Origin of the sequence: Polynucleobacter necessarius, assembly GCF_900096765.1 — a bacterium.
In the GTDB taxonomy this organism is placed as follows: Bacteria; Pseudomonadota; Gammaproteobacteria; order Burkholderiales; family Burkholderiaceae; genus Polynucleobacter; species Polynucleobacter necessarius_F.
Window position 1 is genome coordinate 943435 of sequence record NZ_LT615228.1, and the last position, 19282, is coordinate 962716.

The window sequence follows — 19282 nt, forward strand, 5'->3', positions numbered from 1 at the left end:
CTACTGTCTCCAATGAAGTTATGAATTGCACCGCGGGTTATACATCCCGCTTGGCTGATGTGAATATTAGGCTTGGGGTTGGGGTTCATCATTGACTTCGGTCAATTTCCCCCAAATCCCCTGCTCTTAGGGGGGGTCGACCTAAATAAAAAGCTCTTTATGCTTTGTTTTAAGGCGACTGAGAGTCTCGGGAGAGAGGTTTAGATAGGCTGCCAGCTCTTTTTTTGGGAGGAGCTCAAAAAGATCCTCATATTTGCGCAAAAAGCGCTCTACCCGACCGGGCGCATCGAGCATGTGCAAGGTAATAGTATGGGCCATGATCTCACTCATCAGGCGCATCACCTCGAACTCAAAGCTTTCTCTTTCTTTGAGAGACTTGTGTTCATCTAAAAATTCGGCCCATTTCTTCATGGGCATCCGGGCGACACGAGCCTTAGTAACAGAGGCAATGCTATATGGGGCGGCTGTTTTCAGGCGCCACGCGGCATAGCTCGTTTCAATATCTTTTTCAATGGCAAACCGCAAGATCATCTCTTTAGCATCTGCACTAGAAACAATTCGCTTCAAAATGCCATCGAGCACAAAATACTGCTCCATCTGGTGATCGCCTTGGTGCAGCAAAATCTCCGATTTTTTGAGATCCGAAATCTCTAAGTGACGCTTCTAACTCAGCCATTGATGCCAAATCTAAGCTTTTTAAGACTGAGTTTTGGCTGAGCTGGAGGCGTATTAGGTTTTTTTCGGGGTGCTTATCTAATGCTGTCATGAATCTTTATCCTCAGCCCTACATTGTAGGCTTTCACCTCAAAACCTATAGAAAATACGCTAGAATCGAAGAGTCGTGGTGCTTTATTGCAATGCAACAAAGTTAAACGGGAAACACTAAACGTGTGCTGCCCCCGCAACGGTAAGTAAATACTTTTTTTCTCAAAGTAAAAAAGTCAGGAATTTGGAAAAGCCACTGTGCGCGTCAATCGCATGGGAAGGTCGAGTTCTGAGATTTACTAGCCCGGATACCGGCCAAGACAGGTGGAATTTTGCGGACGGGGATCTTCGCGCGCCGATGACAGTGCCTTATCTTCGATTTGACGCCCAATTGACGCCTGAACTCTTGCACGTGAAATTCTGTTCGACCCAGCTTACGGGGAAGTGAGCCAGGTATTCGATAACAGGAAATACAACGTGAAGCAGCATTTACAAAAAAAGAAAATCGCCCTGTTTTGTGGCGCACTACTCAGCATTAACCTCAACACCCTCGCGCTTGCGCAAAACTCTTCATCGACGATTATTGTCACCGGATCGCGCTTTGAAGAAAACCTCAATGAGGTTCCAGCAAACGTCAAAGTGATCACTCGCGATGAAATTGCAAACTCGACTTCAAGCAACATCCCGGACGTGCTTTCTCAAATTGGCGGACTCAATGTACGCAGCACCAATTCAGGGCAGCTTAACCTAGATGCATCTGTGGACATGGGTGGTTATGGCGCAACTGCAAATAGCACCACTCTCATTTTGGTGTATGGGCAAAGGTTAAATCCTCTTGATCAGGGCGCTGTTAATTGGGAATCAATCCCTATTGATTCTATTGAGCGCATTGAAGTGCTTCAGGGTGGCGCAAGCGTGCAGTATGGTAACGGCGCAGTTGGCGGCGTAATTAACATTATCACCAATGGAAATACCTCAAAACTCAATTCAGCAAGCGTTTCATATGGAAGCTTTGGAACTTTAATTAATAATGCAATCCTGCGCGATAGTTATGAAGATACAACCTATCAATTAACCGCCAACACTTCTAACACCCAGGGCTGGCGACAAAACTCTGCGGCCAATGCTTATGCTTTTGATGCAAAGGTAACGCAAAAATTTGGCGCGGTCGATCGAATCTATGCTGACCTCTTTTATGCATATACGAACGCACAAAATCCAGGAGGTGTTGTTGGCCAGGTAGGTCAAGGGGATCCGCAAGCAGCTAAATTTAATAATATTGGCTCCAATACCACCACCAATAATTCGGGGGTTCGATTTGGCGGCACAAAGGGTTTGAATGACAACTCTATTGCAGAATTAGATGGCTTCTATACCAGTAAAACTACTTTTTTTGCCAATCCCTACTGGGATACACAAGCGGCTTATGACAACAATAATTCCTGGCAAGTTCCGAGCAACAGCAAGCTCTCTGGATGGCAACTTAATGTATCGCCACGCATTAAAACCGGCCTTGGGTCATTTGGCAATGGGATCATTGGATACGAATTCAATAAGGGAGCTCAGGGATCTACCGATACATGGGGCGCGACCCAACAAGACTACCTTAATACCAATGGATATATTTCAAACCCGAATGGGCTAAACCATGATATTCAAAGTGCATCCATTGTTAATCAATCTGTATATGGAATATTAAAACTTCCATTAACTAAAGGACTCAGCTTAGATGGTGGTGCAAGACATCAAACTCAACAAGCGAGCACTTATGATTCAAACATCTATTCACCAAACGGTGGGGTAAGCAACAATCAAACCTATTCAGCAAATGCTGGTGATGTTGCTTTTAATTTAAATTACGCGAAGGATCAAAAAGTTTATGTGAAATGGAACCAGTCCTACCGATTCCCTAACATCGATGAATTTTGGGGTTTTATTTTAATGCAGAAGGCAATCGTGTTTTTAATGGAATCCTGAAACCGCAGACTGCGCAGACCTATGAGCTTGGTGGAAACTGGATCCTAAGCAGCGTGAGAGTTAATGGATCAATCTTCACTTCTCTATCTCAAAATGAGATCACCTTCAATCCATCCACTGGATATAACTATAACTCCCCTTACAACGTAAATCGAAGAGGTGTAGTTCTAGATTCGTCAGCGAGTCTCACCAACAGACTCACCGTTGCTGGTAGTGGAAAATACCAAAAATCCGCATATACCGATGGCCCTTATCTAGGAAATGCAATTCCATTAGCCCCTAATTTACTTTTGAATGCACGAGCCAACTATCTGATAGACATGAACTGGTCTGTTGGAGGTGTAGTCAACTATGTCAGCAATCAGCACTACGATGCCAGCCCCAATTACTACAATGCACTTGCGGTTATGCCTTCCTATACAGTTGGGGATGTTTATCTAGCGTATAAATTAGGCGGCCTTGATGCTAAATTCACCATCAAAAACGTTGGGAATGCCTCTTATGCCACCTATGGTGGCTATGGAACCGTTGCTACGCCTGATGGTGCAGGTGCAAAAAGCTATTACTACTATCCAAGTGATAGAAGATCTTACTTTATTACTACTAAATACACATTTTAAGACGCTGGAAGGATTGCTCGACTCAGGGCTACAATGCCATTATGACCGAGCAATCTTCCCTTCCCCGGAATTTGGAATCAGCAGATTTGGATGCTTTAAGCGCCTCCTTAGAACGCCTGTCTCAAAAAATTACCTTGATTCAAGAAGCTGTAAATCAATTGAGTCAAAATCGCAGTCAACTTGAGGGTAAGATTGAAGAAGCTCAGAGAAGAGTACAACGAATTTTGAATCGTTTACCAGATCAAAGTGATGGTCGCCAACTCAATTTACTTGGCGAAGCCATTCCAACCAATAACCCAGAGGATGACGGTGAGCCAACAACGCATTGAAGTAACTCTTGCCGGTCAAAAAATCACGTTGGCCACGAGCGCCGAACATGAGCCCTTACTGCGAGCTGCGTGTGTCCTAGTTGACGAACAAATTCAATTGGCCATTAGTGGTGGCAACCGAAGCATTGAGCGCGCCAGCATGATGGCCGCCCTCAAAATTGCCGGCGATCTCATCACGCTTCAAAAAAATCAAACGCAACAAGGCACTTACAGCAATATGAGCTCAGCTGAAGTGGCTCGCCTTCAAGCAGAGATTCACAGTCTTGAAGAGCAAGTAGATACCTTGATGCAAACCCTTTCCCTGCCTGGTTCGCCAAGGCCAATAGTTCCTTGAACCGATGCGCAAGCATCCGGAACGATCTTTACCTTGTGGGCGTGAGCGTTTTGCAGCTTCACAGTGCCAACTCAGACTTGGTTACTCCCTGAAGCGCTTAATGCACCCGAAACAGAGTAGCCGTTCCACCTTGAACCTTATAGGGTTCAGGATGACGGCCTAGCGGCCAAGGCGGGGAATTCATGTTTCTGAACGATATCTTGATGTTGATGCTCTGCGGAGCAATTTCCGGATTTCTGGCGGGGCTTTTAGGGATTGGTGGTGGCATGGTCCTGGTGCCCTTCATGATCTTAGTATTCAATCACCTGGGATTTAGCTCAGAAGTGATTGTTCACATGGCTATTGCTACTGGCATGGCAACTATCTTGTTTACCACCTCTTCCGCAATCTGGGCGCACCATAAACACGGCTCGATCGATTGGAAGTTGGTTGCAGCACTGAGCCCGGGAATGGTTTTCGGTGGACTCGTTGGCGGCAGTGAATTATTTGAGGCCTTAAAAACATCATGGCTCTCACTGTTCTTTGCCATTTTTTTTATTGTGTACACCTCAATACAAATGCTTCTAAATAAAAAGCCTCAGCCCGGCAGAGAGCTGCCAGGTAGCCTTGGTCTATTTTCTTTTGGTGCATTTGCAGATGCGCTAGCTAGTCTAGTTGGGGCTGGCGGAGCATTCATTACGGTGCCATTTATGCTTTGGTGTAATGTCAAACCGCATACAGCCATGGCAAGCTCGTCTGGACTTGGTCTTCCAATTGCAGCTGCAGCAACGCTAGGCTATATGTACGGCAGTTGGGGAAATCCCAACTTACCAGCGGGCTCATTGGGATTTGTGTATTTGCCTGCGGTGGCTTGCATTGTGGTGGTGAGCGTATTTACCGCACCACTGGGAGCCAAAATGGCCAGAAAACTCAATATTGCTCAACTCAAGCGAGTTTTCGGCGTGATGTTATTTTTCCTTGCAGCCTTCATGTTTAATGAAAGCCGCAAGGCGTTTGGCTTTTAATTCGCTGTATATTGCTGGCGCAAAATATTCTTTTGCACCTTACCCATTGCATTACGCGGCAAGTCGCTCACAATCTCTAAACGCTTTGGAATTTTGAAATTCGCAATTTGCGTTTTTAACGTAGCAATCATTGCATCGGCATTCAATTTCGCACCTGCTTTTGGCACCACTACAGCCATAACGGCCTCGCCAAAATCCGGATGCGGAATGCCAATCACAGCGCTCTCATCTACACCATCCATATCATCAATAAAACTTTCGATTTCTTTTGGATAAACGTTATAGCCACCAGAGATAATGAGATCTTTGCTGCGACCGACGATACACAAATAGTCTTTGGGCGCCTTACCACCATTGGCATCACCACCCCAACGACCGACATCACCGGTCTTAAACCAGCCGTCTTTTGTGAACTCTTCTGCAGTCTTCTCGGGCATACGCCAGTAGCCCTTGAATACGTTAGGACCCTTTACCTGAATATTGCCAATCTCATCAACGCCACAGGGCTTATTGTCTTCATTGACCACGCGCACCTTGACGCCTGGCAAAGGCAAGCCTACAGAGCCACCAACACGAGCGCCCTTATATGGATTGGAAACTAGCATCACTGTTTCACTCATGCCGTAACGCTCTAAGATTGGCTGGCCTATCACCTGCTTAAACGTATTGAATGTCTCAGTCAATAACGGGGCAGAGCCAGAGACAAACAAGCGCATATTACGAGCCACTTCTTTAGTGAAGTTCTTGTCTGCCAACAAGCGCACATAAAAGGTGGGAACACCCATCATCACAGAAGATCGCGGCATGTGATGAATCAATTGAGAAACATCCAAGCGTGGCAACCAAATCATCTTGCTACCGTTAATTAAGGCACCATGCGCAGCCACAAATAAACCGTGTACATGGAAAATGGGTAGTGCATGCAAAAGTACATCACCTTTTTCCAGCCCCAGAATTTCTGCAAGACTTGTGCATTGCTATAGAGATTTTTGTGGGTCAACATCGCACCCTTGCTACGCCCTGTAGTTCCAGAGGTGTACAAGATTGCAGCTAAATCGTCGTCTTTGGTGACAGCTGTTTTAAAGGTGTTACTCATTCCGGCTGCACGTTCAAGCAAGGTGCCAGTGCGATCTTCATTCAGTGTAAAGACCTGCTTAGTGCCAGCATTAAATGCCACCTTAGATACCCATGAAAAATTCTTGCCACTGCAAACTACGACAGCAGGTTCAGCATTTTCAATAAAGTACTGCATCTCAGCCGCTTGATAAGCAGTATTTAATGGCAGGTATACATAGCCGGCACGAATTGTTGCCAAATACAAAAACAGGGCTTCTGGTGATTTTTCAACCTGCACTGCCACGCGTGAGCCTGCCGGCAGCTTTAAGCTCTTCAGGAGATTAGCTAACTTTGCAGTAGCGTTCTCTAAGTCACCCCATGAGTAATAAAGACCATCATGCGTTTCAATAACGCACGCTTTTTTGTCTTTTGGAAAACCTTTTTCCAATACTGAATACAAATTCATGAAATAGTCCTATGCAGTCAATTCTGCTTTATCTGGTGGCTTAATGAAGCTTCGCTGGACCCATAACTAGGTCAGACAATCCTGTTGCAATCTCTGGCACAAAGCACAGTAATACAACAGAGAGAATCATGATGACCACGAATGGCAATACACCGTAAATGATTTCATTAAGTGAAATATCGGGAGCAATATTCTTAATAACAAAGATATTTAGCCCAACCGGAGGGTGAATCAACCCCGTCTCCATCACAATGGTCATCACCACGCCAAACCAGACCAAATCAAATCCAGCAGCACGCAAAGGTGGCAAAAATATTGGTGCTGTCATCAAAATAATAGAGACTGGCGGCAAGAAGAATCCCAGAATAATCACCAGGATCAATATCGCAGTTAATAATCCCCAACGACCTAAACCTAAATCAACAATGGCTTGCGCAGCAGATTGGCTCAAATGCAAGTGACTCATCACATTAGAAAACAAGAGCGACATACCGATGATGAACATCAACATCGTGGACTCTTTAATAGTCGCATTGAGCAATGGAGCCAGATCTTTCACGCGCCACATCTTATAAATACCGGCAATTAAAGCGAAGGCCAAAATAGCGCCTAAACCAGCAGTTTCAGACGGAGTAGCGTAGCCACCGTAGAGCGCAACCATCACACCAATCAATAATACTAAGAATAGTAGAACACGTGGCAGCGAACTCATTTTTTGCTGCATCGTATAGGTATGACGCTCCAAAATCGGCTGACTTGGCGCGCCCTTCTCCACTGCCTGTAAAGCCATGTTGTACTCTTTGCGGAAGCGATACACGGTGTACATTGAGAAGAACACTACTAACATGAGACCTGGGCCAATGCCAGCTAGAAATAAGCGGCCCAGCGATTGCTCTGCTGCAACTGAATACAAAATCATGGTGATTGACGGTGGCAACAAAATACCCAACGTTCCACCAGCAGCAATAATGCCGGCCGCTAATCCAGACGAATAGCCACGCTTACGCATCTCTGGAATACCAGCGCTACCAATAGCAGAACAAGTTGCAGGACTTGAACCAGCCATAGCTGCAAACAATGCGCATGCCAGTACGTTCGCAACACCTAGGCCGCCCGGAACCTTACCTAACCATACATGCAAAGCTTCGTATAGATCTTGACCGGCGCGTGAACGACCAATAGCCGCCCCTTTTAAGATAAAGAGCGGAATCGACAGCAAAGTAATGCTGGCCATTTCTTCGTATACGTTTTGGGTAACAGTATCTAATGAAGAGGCTGGCATGAAAAAAAAAAATCATGAACACTACCGCCACTGAACCCAATGCGAACGATATGGGCATACCTGAAAACATTACGAGTAGCGTCACTACCCCAAATAACAATCCGAGCATCGTTATTGACATACTTATTCCCCTTTGCCTGGATTAACAACATCTCCAAACGCTTGGAGCAATATTTGAAATGCCAATAGAGTCATCCCGATCGACATCATGATGTAGGGGATCCACAATGGTGGAGCCCAGGAAGATGAAGTCACTTGACCATCAACCCATGCTTCATGAAACAAAGCCCAAGACTTCCATGCAAAAAATGCACAGAATGCACAAGAAGCGATATCGATTAACAAAACACGGAATTGGTTTAGGGCCTTAGGAAGCATGGTAGAAACGGCCGAGATTCCAACGTGACCACGAATTTGCTGCACGTAAGCCCCGCAAAGGAAGGTAGCACCCACCAAACAAAAAAACAGCAGCTTCATCTTGCCAGTCAGTAGTAGCCCCAAAAAAGGCACGGGAAGCCACGCTATAACTCAAGATCACTGATGCAGCCACTAAAGCTAGAGAACCTATGAAGACCATTAGCTTATTTACTCCCGACATAAAGCGGTCGGTCGCTTGTAGTAATTGAGTCATCTTTAAACCACTTTTTCTGCTGCTCTTAATAAAGCTGCGCAGCTTTCATTCTTTTCTGAGTAATCTTTCCAAGCGCTTTCACGAGCAATGGCTCTCCACTTATCTACAATTGCTGCATCAATATCAGTGACTTTGCTACCAGCTCGTGCATAAGCTAAAGCGGCAGTCTTATCGTCATCTTTTGCAGCATCAAGACCAAACTTCTCCATCTCTGCACCAGCCGCCATCAAGGCATCGCGCTGATCCTTAGGCAAAGCATCAAAAATTTGCTTAGACATCATGAGTGGCTCAAGCATGAACCAATAGGATTTTTGTCGCGCGCTAGTGAAAGCCTTTGCTAATTCTTCTAGCTTAAATGACATGAAGCTAGTTGATGAAGTATAGGCAGCATCCATCGCACCAGTTTGCATAGCAGCGTAAATTTCATTAGATGGCAATGAGATCACTGAAGCACCAGCTGCCTTGAGCATTAGATCAAACTCACGGCTACCACCACGAATCTTCATACCCTTGACATCTTCTGGAAGAACGATTGACTTGGAACGACTAGCAACACCGCCCGCTTGCCATACCCAACTCAGAAGCACCACTCCCTTTGTCCTCAAGCGCCTTTGTCAACATACGACCTACTTCTGCCGTTTTCCATTTAGCAGCTTGCTCGTAGCTGCTGACCAAAGCTGGCATTAAACCAATATTAAGTTCAGGCACTTCACCGCCAGCGTATGGCATCGGGAATAAGGAAAGGTCTAGTGCTCCCTTGCGCAATGCGCTGAACTGCGCATTTGTCTTCATCAAAGAAGAGCCAGGATATATTTGAAACTTGAGCGCGCCTTTGGTGCGTTTCTCAACAGATTCGGCAAACTTTCTACAGAGTCGATCACGGAAATCACCAGATTGAATAGTTCCACCTGGAAACTGATGTGAAATATTGAGTGTTTTGGTAGCACCCTGAGCAACGGAGTGGGAGCTATAGCCCATTACACCGGCTAGGGGTAGTGCTGCAGAACCTGCCAATAATTGACGGCGTAGTGCATTTGGCTTGGATGTGCCTGATCCTGAATTCAATTCATTGCTCATGATGATCTCCCTGTTAAGTACTTCTTTTAGTATTTCTAGTTGTTATTAGTGCTTGTTATGGATTGCCGAATCTCCGCCCGGCTTCTTTGCTGCTCATTCTAAAACGAATTCTCTTTGGCTTCTGCTTTAGAGTCTCTCCTCCAAAATTTCTCACTTACGGCTGCATTAAACGACCTACAGCACGTGAATAATCGATCTCGCCATGAGTAAATCGCTCGTGGTTTTCCTCAACAGCAGAAAGATCGTATAAATAATTAACCATTAGGGAAGCAGATTGACGCAATCCTTTGCGTGATAAATCTCCAGCCCAGTTAATTTGATGCAATTTAGCGCCGTTACCCAAGTGAAACTTAGCAACTGGGTTGCCATTACGACCAGCTGATCCTAGGCCAAGATAAATACTGGCCAGGCACAGCAAAGCCGCCTTCTCTTTTTCGGTTGCGTTATCTGGATGCCATCCTGCGCTAAGTCGCTCAGTCCATGAACGATTAGCAAGGCCAATGGTTTCAAGCGCTTGCTCGCGTGCAGTACGAATAGCTGGTTTGAGTTGCACGCCAGTTTTATCTCCGCCAATATCAGCTCCAGCAGCAATCCAATCGATGAAACCCGGAATGGGAGAGAGCGTGACAAAGGTTTTCAGTCCTGGGAACTCTGCATGTAATTGCTCAGCTACACGCTTAATTAAAAAGTTACCCATGGAAACACCACGTAAGCCTGGCTCGCAATTACTAATGGAATAAAACGCAGCGACTTTATATTGCGATGTTTGGTGAACAGTTTCTGCTTTTTTATCAACCAGTGGAGTGATTACCGCTGGAATTTCTGGCAACAAAGCCACTTCCACGAAAATTAAAGGCTCATTGGGCAACTGAGGGTGAAAGAAAGCAAAGCACCTTCGATCAGGCTGCAGACGCCTACGCAGGTCATCCCAGCCATCAATAGCGTGCACTGCTTCATGCTGAATTAGCTTTTCCAATATCTCTGCTGGGGACTTCCAATCCACGCGATGCATCTTCAAAAATCCAGGATTAAACCAAGAAGAAAGCAAATGGCGTAAATCAAAATCAACAGCAGTTAACTCTGGTTGCTTTTCTAAAAGTTGCAAGAGGTCTCGGCGCATTGCAACCAATGCAGCAGTTCCATTGGTGGCGCGATTCAAGCGGCGAAATAATTCTTGTCTTAGAGGCTCAGTCACTCGCTGCAACTTAATGTAATTTCGAGCGCTTGCTTCGGATGCAAAGTTTTGCGCTGCTGCTACGACTGCAGCAGGATCAGGGTTTAGCTTCTCAAATAAAAAAGTAAAAAAACTTCAGATGCTGATCTTTGGTAAGCTTGCGGTAGTTATTGATTACATCATCTGCCATGCTCACCGCATTCGATTCACCCCGCTCGGAGATGAGTCGATTCACTGCGCCAGTGACACGGGAAAAATATCGGGCTTTTGTTAACTTTTCGAGCATGCAGTTCTATTTACCAAGTGGCTACAGGGCCAGTAGCTCAATGTATTCCTGCAGCAAGCCCGAATCAATTAAGCCAAATGCATATTCATTAACTTTTGGTTAATGATATAGGGAATGCTCGTAAGGGTTAGATTAATTTTTGCGATGCAACATACGGGCTTCAGCGGCTAGCGCCAATATATTGAGGTTAGATTCATTAGCCTGGAGATACATTAGGGCGATTCGCTGTGTAACTTGATATTTGGCCAATAAAGGAGTGAACTCAATCGCATCACCCATTAGTGCCCTCACCCTACCAGGCAACAATGATCGGCCCATATCACTGGAAACCATATTCATCAGCGAAAAGATGTCGCCCACCTTCATGATGACATTTGGTTCAAAGCCCGCCAATGCAAAGGCGTCATAAAAACCTGAAGTGGTGGCAAATCCATCTTGCAGGGTTAAAAATTTTTCTTCGCCATAATGAGATAAATCAATGCTGTCTTCGGCGGGCTTATTCTTTTTGGAAGAAGCCAAAAAAAGATGGTCTTCAAATAAGGAAATAAGCTCGATGCCGTCCAACATATTTTCGGAGGGAGCGGCTATCACGACGGCATCCACATTACCCTCTATTAGCTTTTTCATGAGATCGGCATTCGAACCCAGATATAGATCGATATCTAAATCGGGTCTACGAATTTTGGTTCCCATAATGAGGCGCGGAATAATATTCGCAGTCAAAGAGTACATTGAACCCAAGCGAATTTGACCAGCCTCAACGCCAGCTTTTGATCTAGTCTTCTTAATAATGCGATCGACGTCGCTCAGTAGATCTGCGCTAGCTTCTGCCAAATACAGGGCTGCAGGTAATGACTTGAGTTGACGACCCTCTTTAATAAACAAAGGACAGCCCACACCTAGTTCTAATGAATGCAGCGCTTTATGAATGCTGACAGAGCTAAGTTGCAACTCTTCAGCCGTTTTCACCAGACTGCCAGTTCTCACAAACGAACAAAGGATTTCCAACTTTCTGAGCGTGACTTCATCGTTTAGCACAAAGAAATCCTTAAGGGCCGGTTGTGGAGCGACGCATCAAATACACGCCAAAAATAATCATGGGCACACATAGCCACTGACCCATTGATAAGCCTAGACCTAAAAGACCTAAAAAAGCATCCGGCTCGCGAGCATATTCAGCGAGGAAACGGCACACACCATAGCCTAAGAGAAAGAGTCCAGAGACCTGCCCAATACGGCGTGGTTTGCTGGCGTAAATCCATAAACAAATGCCCAGTAAGACGCCTTCACCCAAGAGTTGATAGATTTGTGAAGGATGCCGTGGAATGGTATCGACCAATGGAAAAACCATCGCCCAAGGAAGATCGGTTGGTCTTCCCCATAACTCGCCATTAATAAAATTTCCCAAACGCCCGAAGGCCAATCCGAATGGCACTAAAGGGGCAACCAAATCACTGACAACGAAAAAGCTGGTGTGACGTTTTTTTGCAAACCAATATAGAGCCACTAGAACACCCAAAAGACCGCCATGAAAAGACATCCCGCCTTCCCATATCTTCAAGATATTCAGAGGATGGGTCAAATAAAATTCTGGCATATAAAACAAAACGTAACCTAGGCGCCCCCCAAGCACCACCCCCAAGACTCCAGCAAATAACAAATCCTCAAGATCCTTGTAAGTCCAACCCAAGGCTTGATACTGAGGCGCACGAATACGCAAGCGACCAAGTAGCAAAAATTGCGCAAATGCCATGAGATACATCAATCCATACCAATGAATAGCAAATGCACCAATCCGTATGGCCGCCGGATCAAACTGAGGATGAATTAACATAGGACTTAGCTCTTGGATTGGTCAAAGTTATGCAGTTCGTGACCTAAGTCACGATAAGCTTTAAAGCGCTCGCGTCCCGCAAGTCGCTCTGCCTCGTTTACTGTGACTACCTCAACAATTCTTGGGAAACGCGCCACTAATGCAGGAACATCAGCTGGCATGCGCATCCCCAAATGAATCAGGACATCAGCATGCGGAATATTACTCAAGTCTGGCGAGGCAAAGTTATCCGCTAGAACAATTGGGGTTTCAGCGGCAAGCTCATCATTGATAAAGCAGTGGGGCAAAAAATCCGTGGTACTAAAAGTCCAAAGCAACTCATCCAAACTTTGTAGGTCAGCTTTTTCACCAACAATCACAATATTGCGAACTGCATGCCCCTCTTGTGCAGTACTCCATATTTTGCGCGTCAGTCGACAAGCATATTCCAGCTTATCACTAACATTGCTATGAAAATCAATGCGCGCCATATTTACTTCTAATTACTTTTGCTCAAGCAGATAGTTCATCAACAATGGCACTGGGCGACCTGTAGAGCCCTTAGCTGCCCCACTCTTCCAAGCAGTGCCTGCAATGTCTAAGTGAGCCCAAGGATACTTTTCAGTAAAGCGAGACAGGAAGCATGCCGCAGTGACACTACCAGCAGGACGCCCACCAATATTGGCAACATCAGCAAAATTAGACTTGAGCTGCTCGTGATATGCAGCATCCAAAGGTAAGCGCCAAACTGTATCTAAAGAACTTTTACCTGCTTGAGTCAATGCCTCAACTAAACTCTCATCTTCTGAAAACAAGCCGCTATGGACATGCCCTAAAGCAATAATGCATGCCCCCGTTAAGGTTGCAATATCAATCACTGCTTTTGGTTTAAAGCGCTCAACATAGGTAAGTGCATCACACAAAATTAAGCGACCTTCTGCATCGGTATTCAGAATCTCAATGGTTTGACCAGACATACTCTTCACAATATCGCCTGGACGCGTTGCACGGCCTGATGGCATATTTTCACAAGTAGGAATAATGCCGATCACATTTTTTTTCAACTTCATCAAAGCAGCCGAATAGAGGGTGCCTATCACTGATGCCGCACCGCACATGTCATACTTCATTTCATCCATTGCTTCTCCGGGCTTTAGTGAAATACCGCCCGTATCAAAGGTAATGCCTTTGCCAACCAGAACAATTGGAGCCTCATTAGCTTTACCGCCAAGATGGCGCATGATGATAAACGCAGGCGGAGTATCAGACCCCTTAGCAACCGACAAGAATGAACCCATGCCCAAGGCTTCAATTTGTTTCAGTCCCAATACTTCGACTTTTAAATCCGCTTTCTTACTGAGTCCCTGTGCCGTTTTACCCAAATAGCTTGGTGTGCAAATATTGGGAGGAAGATTACCCAGATCTTTGGCTAGATTCATGCCTTCAACCATTGCTGCACCCTGCTCAACCGCCAGCTTTACCTCCTTAGAAATACTATTATTGGTAGCAAACACTAAATGCCTGAATGTGTCAGCCGCATCTTTGGCTTTAAATTTCATCGCTGGTTGACGCACACCAAAACGATAGGCTTGATCGCCAGCATATTGAATCGTTAAACGTACCTCGTCTGCCACTGTTGCAACACCCGTGTCAAGGACAAAGCTAGGCATAAACCACAATGCATTCTCAATCGATCCGCCGCTTAATGACTTGAGTCCAGCACGTGCCACTTTTGAATACGCCAATAAATTTTGCTCAGATTTCAAATCACCCAAGCCAAGCAATAGGACGCGCTTTGCTTTTACGCCATTACTTGCCCATGCTTTTTCTGCTCTGAGCATACAAACTGAAGCCTGTTTAGCATCCAAATCGCCCAGTGACTTAGCGTGCTTTAGTGAGCCATCTAAAAGGGCGTCTAATTCACTCAATAGCCCAGGCTTTGCTTTTGCGCCGGAAAACTGCTGAAGATCTGCCTCGCTAAAACCCAGAACTAAACAGTCAGTGTTGTGACTGACTAAGCTTTTAAGGCTAGATTTGAGGAGTTTTGCATTTTGCAGGTCTGCTTGAGGGAAAATCTTGGTACTAAATTGAATAGTCATAATGTATTGCGGTTTTTTAGGTCAATTCAAGGTGGAAAAGAAGGTTTATCCATTATCCTCCGACATAAGGTTAACCCATATTGTTTGCACCAAAATAAGCCCTTTTTCAGCATTAACAGCCAAGATCCCAAGATAAATCGCCTTCATGATTTTTAAAAAAGCTCTGCACCGCGAACTCAGTTTTACAACTGGAGGGGTTTTTTTGGTTCTAGTCACAATCATGATGACTACCTTAGTGATTCGAATTTTGGGTTACGCAGCAAATGGTGCAGTCAATCCAGAGGATGCTCTAGTACTCATTGCACTTGCCACTTTAGGCTACCTAGCTGTTCTTTTGACGGTCTCCCTCTTCGTTGCCACTTTGATTGTGTTGGTGCGCTGGTACAAAGACTCAGAAATGATTGTTTGGTTTGCTAGCGGCCTCAGTATTTCGAATTTAATTCGTCCGATTCTGCAATTCGCAACCCCACTCATTATTGTGATTGCTCTATTAGCCCTATTTGTATGGCCATGGGCAAATCGTGAATCCACACTGATTAGTCAGCGCTTTCAGCAGCGTGACGATGTCTCCATGGTGAGCGCCGGTCAATTTAAGGAATCTGCCAAGGCTGAACGCGTGTTTTTTATCGAAGAGCTTGATGTGGATAAGAGTGAAGTCAAGAATATTTTTGTTGCCGACTCCAAAAACGGCCGACTGAGTATCGCCGTATCATCCGTGGGCTATATACAGAACTCCCAAAACGGTGAGAAATCCATTGTTCTTCAGCATGGGCGGCGCTATGAAGGGCAGCCTGCGCAGCCTGATTTCCGCATTCTTGAGTTTGATGAGTATTCCACCAAGATCCGCAGTAAAGAGACTCTAGCACCACTTCCAAGAGATCGCGAAAAAACACTCTCTGAACTTTTTGATAACTCGGATCAGCTAACCACTAACCCTAATCGAGCAGAATTACTCTGGCGAATTGGTTTGCCATTGATGGCACTCGGCCTCGTTCTAATTGCCATTCCACTAGCTTACGTCAACCCACGTTTAGGTAACTACACGGCCATGTTTTATGCCGTTTTGATTTATTTAATTTACAGCAACCTATTAAACTTGACGCAAAACTTTGTAGCCCAAGGAAAGATCAGTGTGTTTGTTGGTATCTGGCCTATTCACTTACTCGCTTTGCTGATCGCTACAGTCTTAATTCGCAATCGTATTAATCCATCCATTAAATGGTGGCGTCGCCAACTCCCCGCTTCCTGGATTAAGTAATGAAGACGCTCTTTCCCTACATTTACGAGCGTTATCTAGCCAAGCAAATTTATGCGGCATTTGGATTTATCTTATTTGCCCTAGTGGCGCTGTTTTTATTCTTTGATATTCTGAGTGAGCTTGGCTCGATTCAGGGTAAGTACACCCTACCGTTAGCCTTATTGCATGTTCTGCTCAAAGCACCAAGTCGTATTTCAGAAATTATTCCGATTGCTGCCTTGATTGGCAGTATTTATGTTTTTGCGATGTTAGCTAGTCAATCTGAGTTCACTATTTTGCGTATAGCTGGTTTGGACGTAAAACGTGGCCTCATTACTCTAGTAAAAATTTCATTACCCCTAGTAGCTCTCACCCTGATCACTAGCGAGTGGATTGGACCTTACTCAGAAGCAAAGTCTGAGCAGATCCGCATGAAGGCATTGGGCTCTACTTACTCCTCCCAATTTAAAACTGGTGTGTGGGTTAAAGATCGCCTACGAGACGAAGATGGCAGCGGTCCTGTGCGCCCTGGTGTGCGCTACGTCAACGTAGGCAAAGTGGATAAAGACAATGAAATACGTGATATTCGAATGTATGAATTCAATGACACATATCACTTATTGTCTGTAAGATCAGCACCCTCTGGTCACTTCGATGAAACAGGCGTCTGGGTTCTCAATGATGTAACTGAAACCCGCTTTAAAGAAACTAAACAAACTGATCCACTCAATCCTGTATTTTCAGCGCAAACTTTTACACACCCCATTCTGACTTTAGAGTCTGAGGTGACGCCACAGATTTTGAGCGTACTCCTGGTTAGCCCCGAAAAAATGTCCATCATTAGCTTGGGAAGATTTATTGCCCACTTACAAGAAAACAAACAAGATGCGCAACGGCACTCGATTGCTTTTTGGAAAAAGGTAGTTTATCCATTCACCATTTTTGTGATGCTAACTTTGGCGCTCCCTTTTGCATACCTGAAGGTGCGTGCAGGCAGTGTGGGTATTAAGGTATTTGGCGGCATTATGTTGGGAATGAGCTTTCAACTCTTCAATTCATTATTCTCAAACGTAGGCCTTTTAAGTGCTTGGCCTGCCTTTATGACCGCCCTTATTCCCCCTTTGCTATATTTCATGCTTGCAGTGCTTGGCTTACGCTGGGTTTCTAAAGCCTAATACCCAAAATTCATATAGAATTTCATTCCTATATCTTTGTAGATATATAGATAGGAATTTCTTATATGAATCTTCATCAATTCCGCTTTGTGCGTGAAGCAGTTCGCCAGAACTTTAATCTGACTACTGCAGCCAAAGCCCTTTTCACTTCCCAGCCAGGTGTTTCAAAAGCCATCATCGAATTGGAAGATGAGTTGGGCGTAGAAATCTTTCGCCGTCACGGAAAACGTATTCGCTCTCTAACCGAACCAGGCAAGCGCATTCTGAGTTCAATTGAGCGCATTTTGGATGAAATAGAAACACTCAAACGTGTAGGTGAAGATTTTGCGAGTCAAGATCAAGGTAATTTTGTCATTGCCACCACACATACCCAAGCACGCTATGCGCTCCCTAAAGTGCTGACTGAATTTACTAAACGCTTTCCAAAAGTACGCGTCAGCATTCAACAGGGTAGCCCCGGTCAGATTGCAGAATTGCTCAGCCATGATCGCGCTGACATTGCAATTGCTACTGAGGGCATTGCCAACACCCCGGGCGTTCTCGCTCTCTACCAGGATACCAATGGCAGCACGTTGTGATGGTGCCGCTGAGTCACCCACTCCTCAATCAAGCAAACGTGACGCTTGAAGAGATTGCAAAGTACCCGATCATCACTTATGACAAAGCCTTTGCAGGCCGCAGCAAAATTGATGCCGCCTTCGCACAAAGAAACATTACGCCGGACATCATCCTCGAAGCAATTGATGCCGACGTGATCAAGACCTATGTAGAAGCCGGAATGGGTATTGGCATTGTGGCTGGCCATGCATATGATCCTAAAAGAGATCGCAACCTGAAGGTCATTCAAGTGGGGCATCTATTTGGAAATAATGTCACTCACCTGGGAGTAAAACAAGGTGCGTATCTGCGCTTATTTGTGTATACGTTTATTGAGCTTTTCTCGCCTACACTCACCAAGAAAATGGTCGAGCAAGCAATGTCTAGCGAAACAGAAACTTACGAAATTTAGAGTCTGAGGTAATTCAATAGCAGGAATGTTATTGAATGGTGCCTCGGGGCGGACTCGAACCGCCACGCCTTGCGGCACCGGATTTTGAGTCCGGCACGTCTACCAATTCCATCACCGAGGCAGGTGTTTGCAGTGGAAATTCTGCTTATTAATTTGCTACTTTGCTACTTTGTTACTGCTAAGACATAAGAGTGTAACAAAAAATGCCTCCATGCCTCCTACCCTAAGGTCTAGAACGCCTTAAAATAGCCTCTTATCGCCAAATTAATAAAGGACTTACCGTATGGCCGGCCATTCCAAATGGGCCAATATTCAGCACCGCAAAGGTCGTCAAGACGAGAAACGCGGCAAGATTTGGACCAAACTCATCAAAGAAATTACCGTCGCAGCCAAATTAGGCGGTGGCGATGTAGCCACCAATCCCCGTTTGCGTTTAGCTATTGATAAAGCCAAAGACTCCAATATGCCCAACGACAATGTGCAAAGAGCAATTGCCCGCGGCACTGGCTCTCTGGAGGGTGTGAACTATGAAGAGATTCGCTATGAAGGTTACGGCATCAATGGCGCAGCCATCATTGTTGATTGCTTGACCGATAACCGCACCCGCACTGTCGCTGAAGTTCGACACGCCTTTAATAAAAATGGTGGCAATATGGGAACGGAAGGTTCTGTCGCGTTTCTTTTTAATCACTGCGGTCAAATGTTATTTGCACCAGGCACTAATGAGGACCAGCTTATGGAAGTAGCATTAGATGCTGGCGCAGAAGATGTGATTACCCATGAAGATAGATCATTTGAAGTACTAACTGCTGTACCTGACTTTGGTAAGGTACAAGATGCTATCGCTCAAGCGGGACTCAAAGCCGAAGTAGCTACTGTTGCTATGCGTCCAGAGACCGAAATTGCTCTTGAAGGAGAGCAAGCGGAAAGCATGCAGAAATTGCTCGATGCACTTGAGAATCTGGATGACGTACAAGAAGTCTTTACTAACGCCGCTCTTTAAACCTA

General features: G+C 45.3%; 14 protein-coding genes, 1 tRNA gene, 1 other RNA gene, 7 pseudogenes and 1 riboswitch. Of the genes and pseudogenes, 10 read left to right on the forward strand and 13 right to left on the reverse strand.

Annotated features, from left to right (window positions below):
• Positions 1–141: 141 nt before the first annotated feature.
• A pseudogene (locus DXE33_RS04860) lies at positions 142–766 on the reverse strand (Crp/Fnr family transcriptional regulator).
• A 59-nt stretch (positions 767–825) separates the two neighbouring features.
• A riboswitch (cobalamin riboswitch) is annotated at positions 826–1039 on the forward strand.
• A 143-nt stretch (positions 1040–1182) separates the two neighbouring features.
• Here DXE33_RS04860 and DXE33_RS10435 point away from each other — a divergent pair.
• The 6 genes and pseudogenes from DXE33_RS10435 to DXE33_RS04885 all read left to right on the forward strand — a co-directional run bounded on the left by DXE33_RS10435 (position 1183) and on the right by DXE33_RS04885 (position 4969).
• Positions 1183–2682 (forward strand): TonB-dependent receptor, encoded by a 1500-nt coding sequence (locus DXE33_RS10435; protein WP_197711998.1) that lies wholly within the window; start codon positions 1183–1185, stop codon positions 2680–2682.
• Positions 2631–3302, forward strand: a complete 672-nt coding sequence (locus tag DXE33_RS10440) for a TonB-dependent receptor domain-containing protein (protein WP_197711999.1) — start codon at positions 2631–2633, stop codon at positions 3300–3302. The genes DXE33_RS10435 and DXE33_RS10440 overlap by 52 nt, the downstream gene beginning before the upstream one ends.
• A 41-nt stretch (positions 3303–3343) precedes the next feature.
• On the forward strand, positions 3344–3631 hold the full coding sequence (locus DXE33_RS04870) for a hypothetical protein (protein WP_114638923.1): 288 nt from the start codon (positions 3344–3346) through the stop codon (positions 3629–3631).
• Positions 3606–3842: pseudogene (locus DXE33_RS10675) on the forward strand (cell division protein ZapA); the annotation flags it as partial. The gene DXE33_RS04870 and the pseudogene DXE33_RS10675, both read left to right, overlap by 26 nt.
• Before the next feature lie 84 nt (positions 3843–3926).
• Positions 3927–4147, forward strand: a non-coding RNA gene (gene ssrS, locus DXE33_RS04880) — 6S RNA.
• The gene (locus tag DXE33_RS04885) at positions 4148–4969 is read left to right on the forward strand and encodes a sulfite exporter TauE/SafE family protein (protein ID WP_114638924.1); all 822 of its coding nucleotides are present in this window, start codon (positions 4148–4150) and stop codon (positions 4967–4969) included.
• Here the strand turns inward: DXE33_RS04885 and DXE33_RS04890 are convergent.
• The 11 genes and pseudogenes from DXE33_RS04890 to DXE33_RS04930 form a co-directional block, all read right to left on the reverse strand.
• A pseudogene (locus DXE33_RS04890) lies at positions 4966–6491 on the reverse strand (malonate--CoA ligase). The gene DXE33_RS04885 and the pseudogene DXE33_RS04890 sit on opposite strands and share 4 nt — an antisense overlap.
• A 40-nt stretch (positions 6492–6531) precedes the next feature.
• Positions 6532–7894: pseudogene (locus DXE33_RS04895) on the reverse strand (TRAP transporter large permease).
• A 2-nt stretch (positions 7895–7896) separates the two neighbouring features.
• On the reverse strand, positions 7897–8250 hold the full coding sequence (locus tag DXE33_RS04900) for a TRAP transporter small permease (protein WP_231970385.1): 354 nt from the start codon (positions 8248–8250) through the stop codon (positions 7897–7899).
• A gap of 156 nt (positions 8251–8406) precedes the next feature.
• Positions 8407–9481, reverse strand: a pseudogene (dctP, locus tag DXE33_RS04905) (TRAP transporter substrate-binding protein DctP).
• Positions 9482–9635: 154 nt separating this feature from the next.
• Entirely contained in the window at positions 9636–10493 is an 858-nt protein-coding gene (locus DXE33_RS04910; RefSeq protein WP_231970485.1) for a malonyl-CoA decarboxylase domain-containing protein, read from the reverse strand.
• Positions 10494–10571: 78 nt separating this feature from the next.
• Positions 10572–10700 (reverse strand): annotated as a pseudogene (locus tag DXE33_RS10130) (malonyl-CoA decarboxylase N-terminal domain-containing protein); the annotation flags it as partial.
• Positions 10701–10767: 67 nt separating this feature from the next.
• Positions 10768–10941, reverse strand: a complete 174-nt coding sequence (locus DXE33_RS10135; RefSeq protein ID WP_231970386.1) for a hypothetical protein — start codon at positions 10939–10941, stop codon at positions 10768–10770.
• Between the two features lie 132 nt (positions 10942–11073).
• Positions 11074–11979: a LysR family transcriptional regulator gene (locus DXE33_RS04915; RefSeq protein ID WP_114638925.1), complete on the reverse strand. Its 906-nt coding sequence runs from the start codon at positions 11977–11979 to the stop codon at positions 11074–11076.
• 10 nt (positions 11980–11989) lie between these two features.
• The gene (gene lgt / locus DXE33_RS04920; RefSeq protein WP_114638926.1) at positions 11990–12775 is read right to left on the reverse strand and encodes a prolipoprotein diacylglyceryl transferase; all 786 of its coding nucleotides are present in this window, start codon (positions 12773–12775) and stop codon (positions 11990–11992) included.
• 5 nt (positions 12776–12780) lie between these two features.
• On the reverse strand, positions 12781–13245 hold the full coding sequence (locus DXE33_RS04925; protein ID WP_114638927.1) for a DNA polymerase III subunit chi: 465 nt from the start codon (positions 13243–13245) through the stop codon (positions 12781–12783).
• Positions 13246–13257: 12 nt separating this feature from the next.
• Entirely contained in the window at positions 13258–14853 is a 1596-nt protein-coding gene (locus DXE33_RS04930) for a leucyl aminopeptidase (protein ID WP_114638928.1), read from the reverse strand.
• A 145-nt stretch (positions 14854–14998) separates the two neighbouring features.
• Here DXE33_RS04930 and lptF point away from each other — a divergent pair, with 145 nt between their 5' ends.
• From lptF to DXE33_RS04945, 3 genes and pseudogenes are all read left to right on the forward strand, one after another.
• Positions 14999–16111, forward strand: a complete 1113-nt coding sequence (gene lptF / locus DXE33_RS04935; protein ID WP_114638929.1) for an LPS export ABC transporter permease LptF — start codon at positions 14999–15001, stop codon at positions 16109–16111.
• Positions 16111–17265 (forward strand): LPS export ABC transporter permease LptG, encoded by a 1155-nt coding sequence (lptG, locus tag DXE33_RS04940; protein ID WP_114638930.1) that lies wholly within the window; start codon positions 16111–16113, stop codon positions 17263–17265. The genes lptF and lptG overlap by 1 nt, the downstream gene beginning before the upstream one ends.
• 65 nt (positions 17266–17330) lie before the next feature.
• A pseudogene (locus DXE33_RS04945) lies at positions 17331–18274 on the forward strand (CysB family HTH-type transcriptional regulator).
• 36 nt (positions 18275–18310) lie between these two features.
• Here DXE33_RS04945 and DXE33_RS04950 read toward each other — a convergent pair.
• Positions 18311–18395: transfer RNA gene (locus tag DXE33_RS04950), tRNA-Leu, on the reverse strand.
• A gap of 162 nt (positions 18396–18557) precedes the next feature.
• Here DXE33_RS04950 and DXE33_RS04955 point away from each other — a divergent pair.
• A complete protein-coding gene (locus DXE33_RS04955; protein ID WP_114638931.1) occupies positions 18558–19277 on the forward strand; it encodes a YebC/PmpR family DNA-binding transcriptional regulator in 720 nt (239 codons plus the stop codon).
• The last annotated feature ends 5 nt before the right edge of the window (positions 19278–19282 follow it).

Excerpts from the sequence above, each read along its gene's own strand:
- DXE33_RS04870 (WP_114638923.1), top strand. The coding sequence starts at position 3,344 with ATGACCGAGCAATCTTCCCTTCCCCGGAATTTGGAATCAGCAGATTTG.
- DXE33_RS04885 (WP_114638924.1), top strand. The coding sequence starts at position 4,148 with ATGTTTCTGAACGATATCTTGATGTTGATGCTCTGCGGAGCAATTTCC.
- DXE33_RS04900 (WP_231970385.1), bottom strand. The coding sequence starts at position 8,250 with ATGAAGCTGCTGTTTTTTTGTTTGGTGGGTGCTACCTTCCTTTGCGGG.
- DXE33_RS04910 (WP_231970485.1), bottom strand. The coding sequence starts at position 10,493 with ATGCATCGCGTGGATTGGAAGTCCCCAGCAGAGATATTGGAAAAGCTA.
- DXE33_RS10135 (WP_231970386.1), bottom strand. The coding sequence starts at position 10,941 with ATGCTCGAAAAGTTAACAAAAGCCCGATATTTTTCCCGTGTCACTGGC.
- lgt (WP_114638926.1), bottom strand. The coding sequence starts at position 12,775 with ATGTTAATTCATCCTCAGTTTGATCCGGCGGCCATACGGATTGGTGCA.
- DXE33_RS04925 (WP_114638927.1), bottom strand. The coding sequence starts at position 13,245 with ATGGCGCGCATTGATTTTCATAGCAATGTTAGTGATAAGCTGGAATAT.
- DXE33_RS04930 (WP_114638928.1), bottom strand. The coding sequence starts at position 14,853 with ATGACTATTCAATTTAGTACCAAGATTTTCCCTCAAGCAGACCTGCAA.
- lptF (WP_114638929.1), top strand. The coding sequence starts at position 14,999 with ATGATTTTTAAAAAAGCTCTGCACCGCGAACTCAGTTTTACAACTGGA.
- lptG (WP_114638930.1), top strand. The coding sequence starts at position 16,111 with ATGAAGACGCTCTTTCCCTACATTTACGAGCGTTATCTAGCCAAGCAA.
- DXE33_RS04955 (WP_114638931.1), top strand. The coding sequence starts at position 18,558 with ATGGCCGGCCATTCCAAATGGGCCAATATTCAGCACCGCAAAGGTCGT.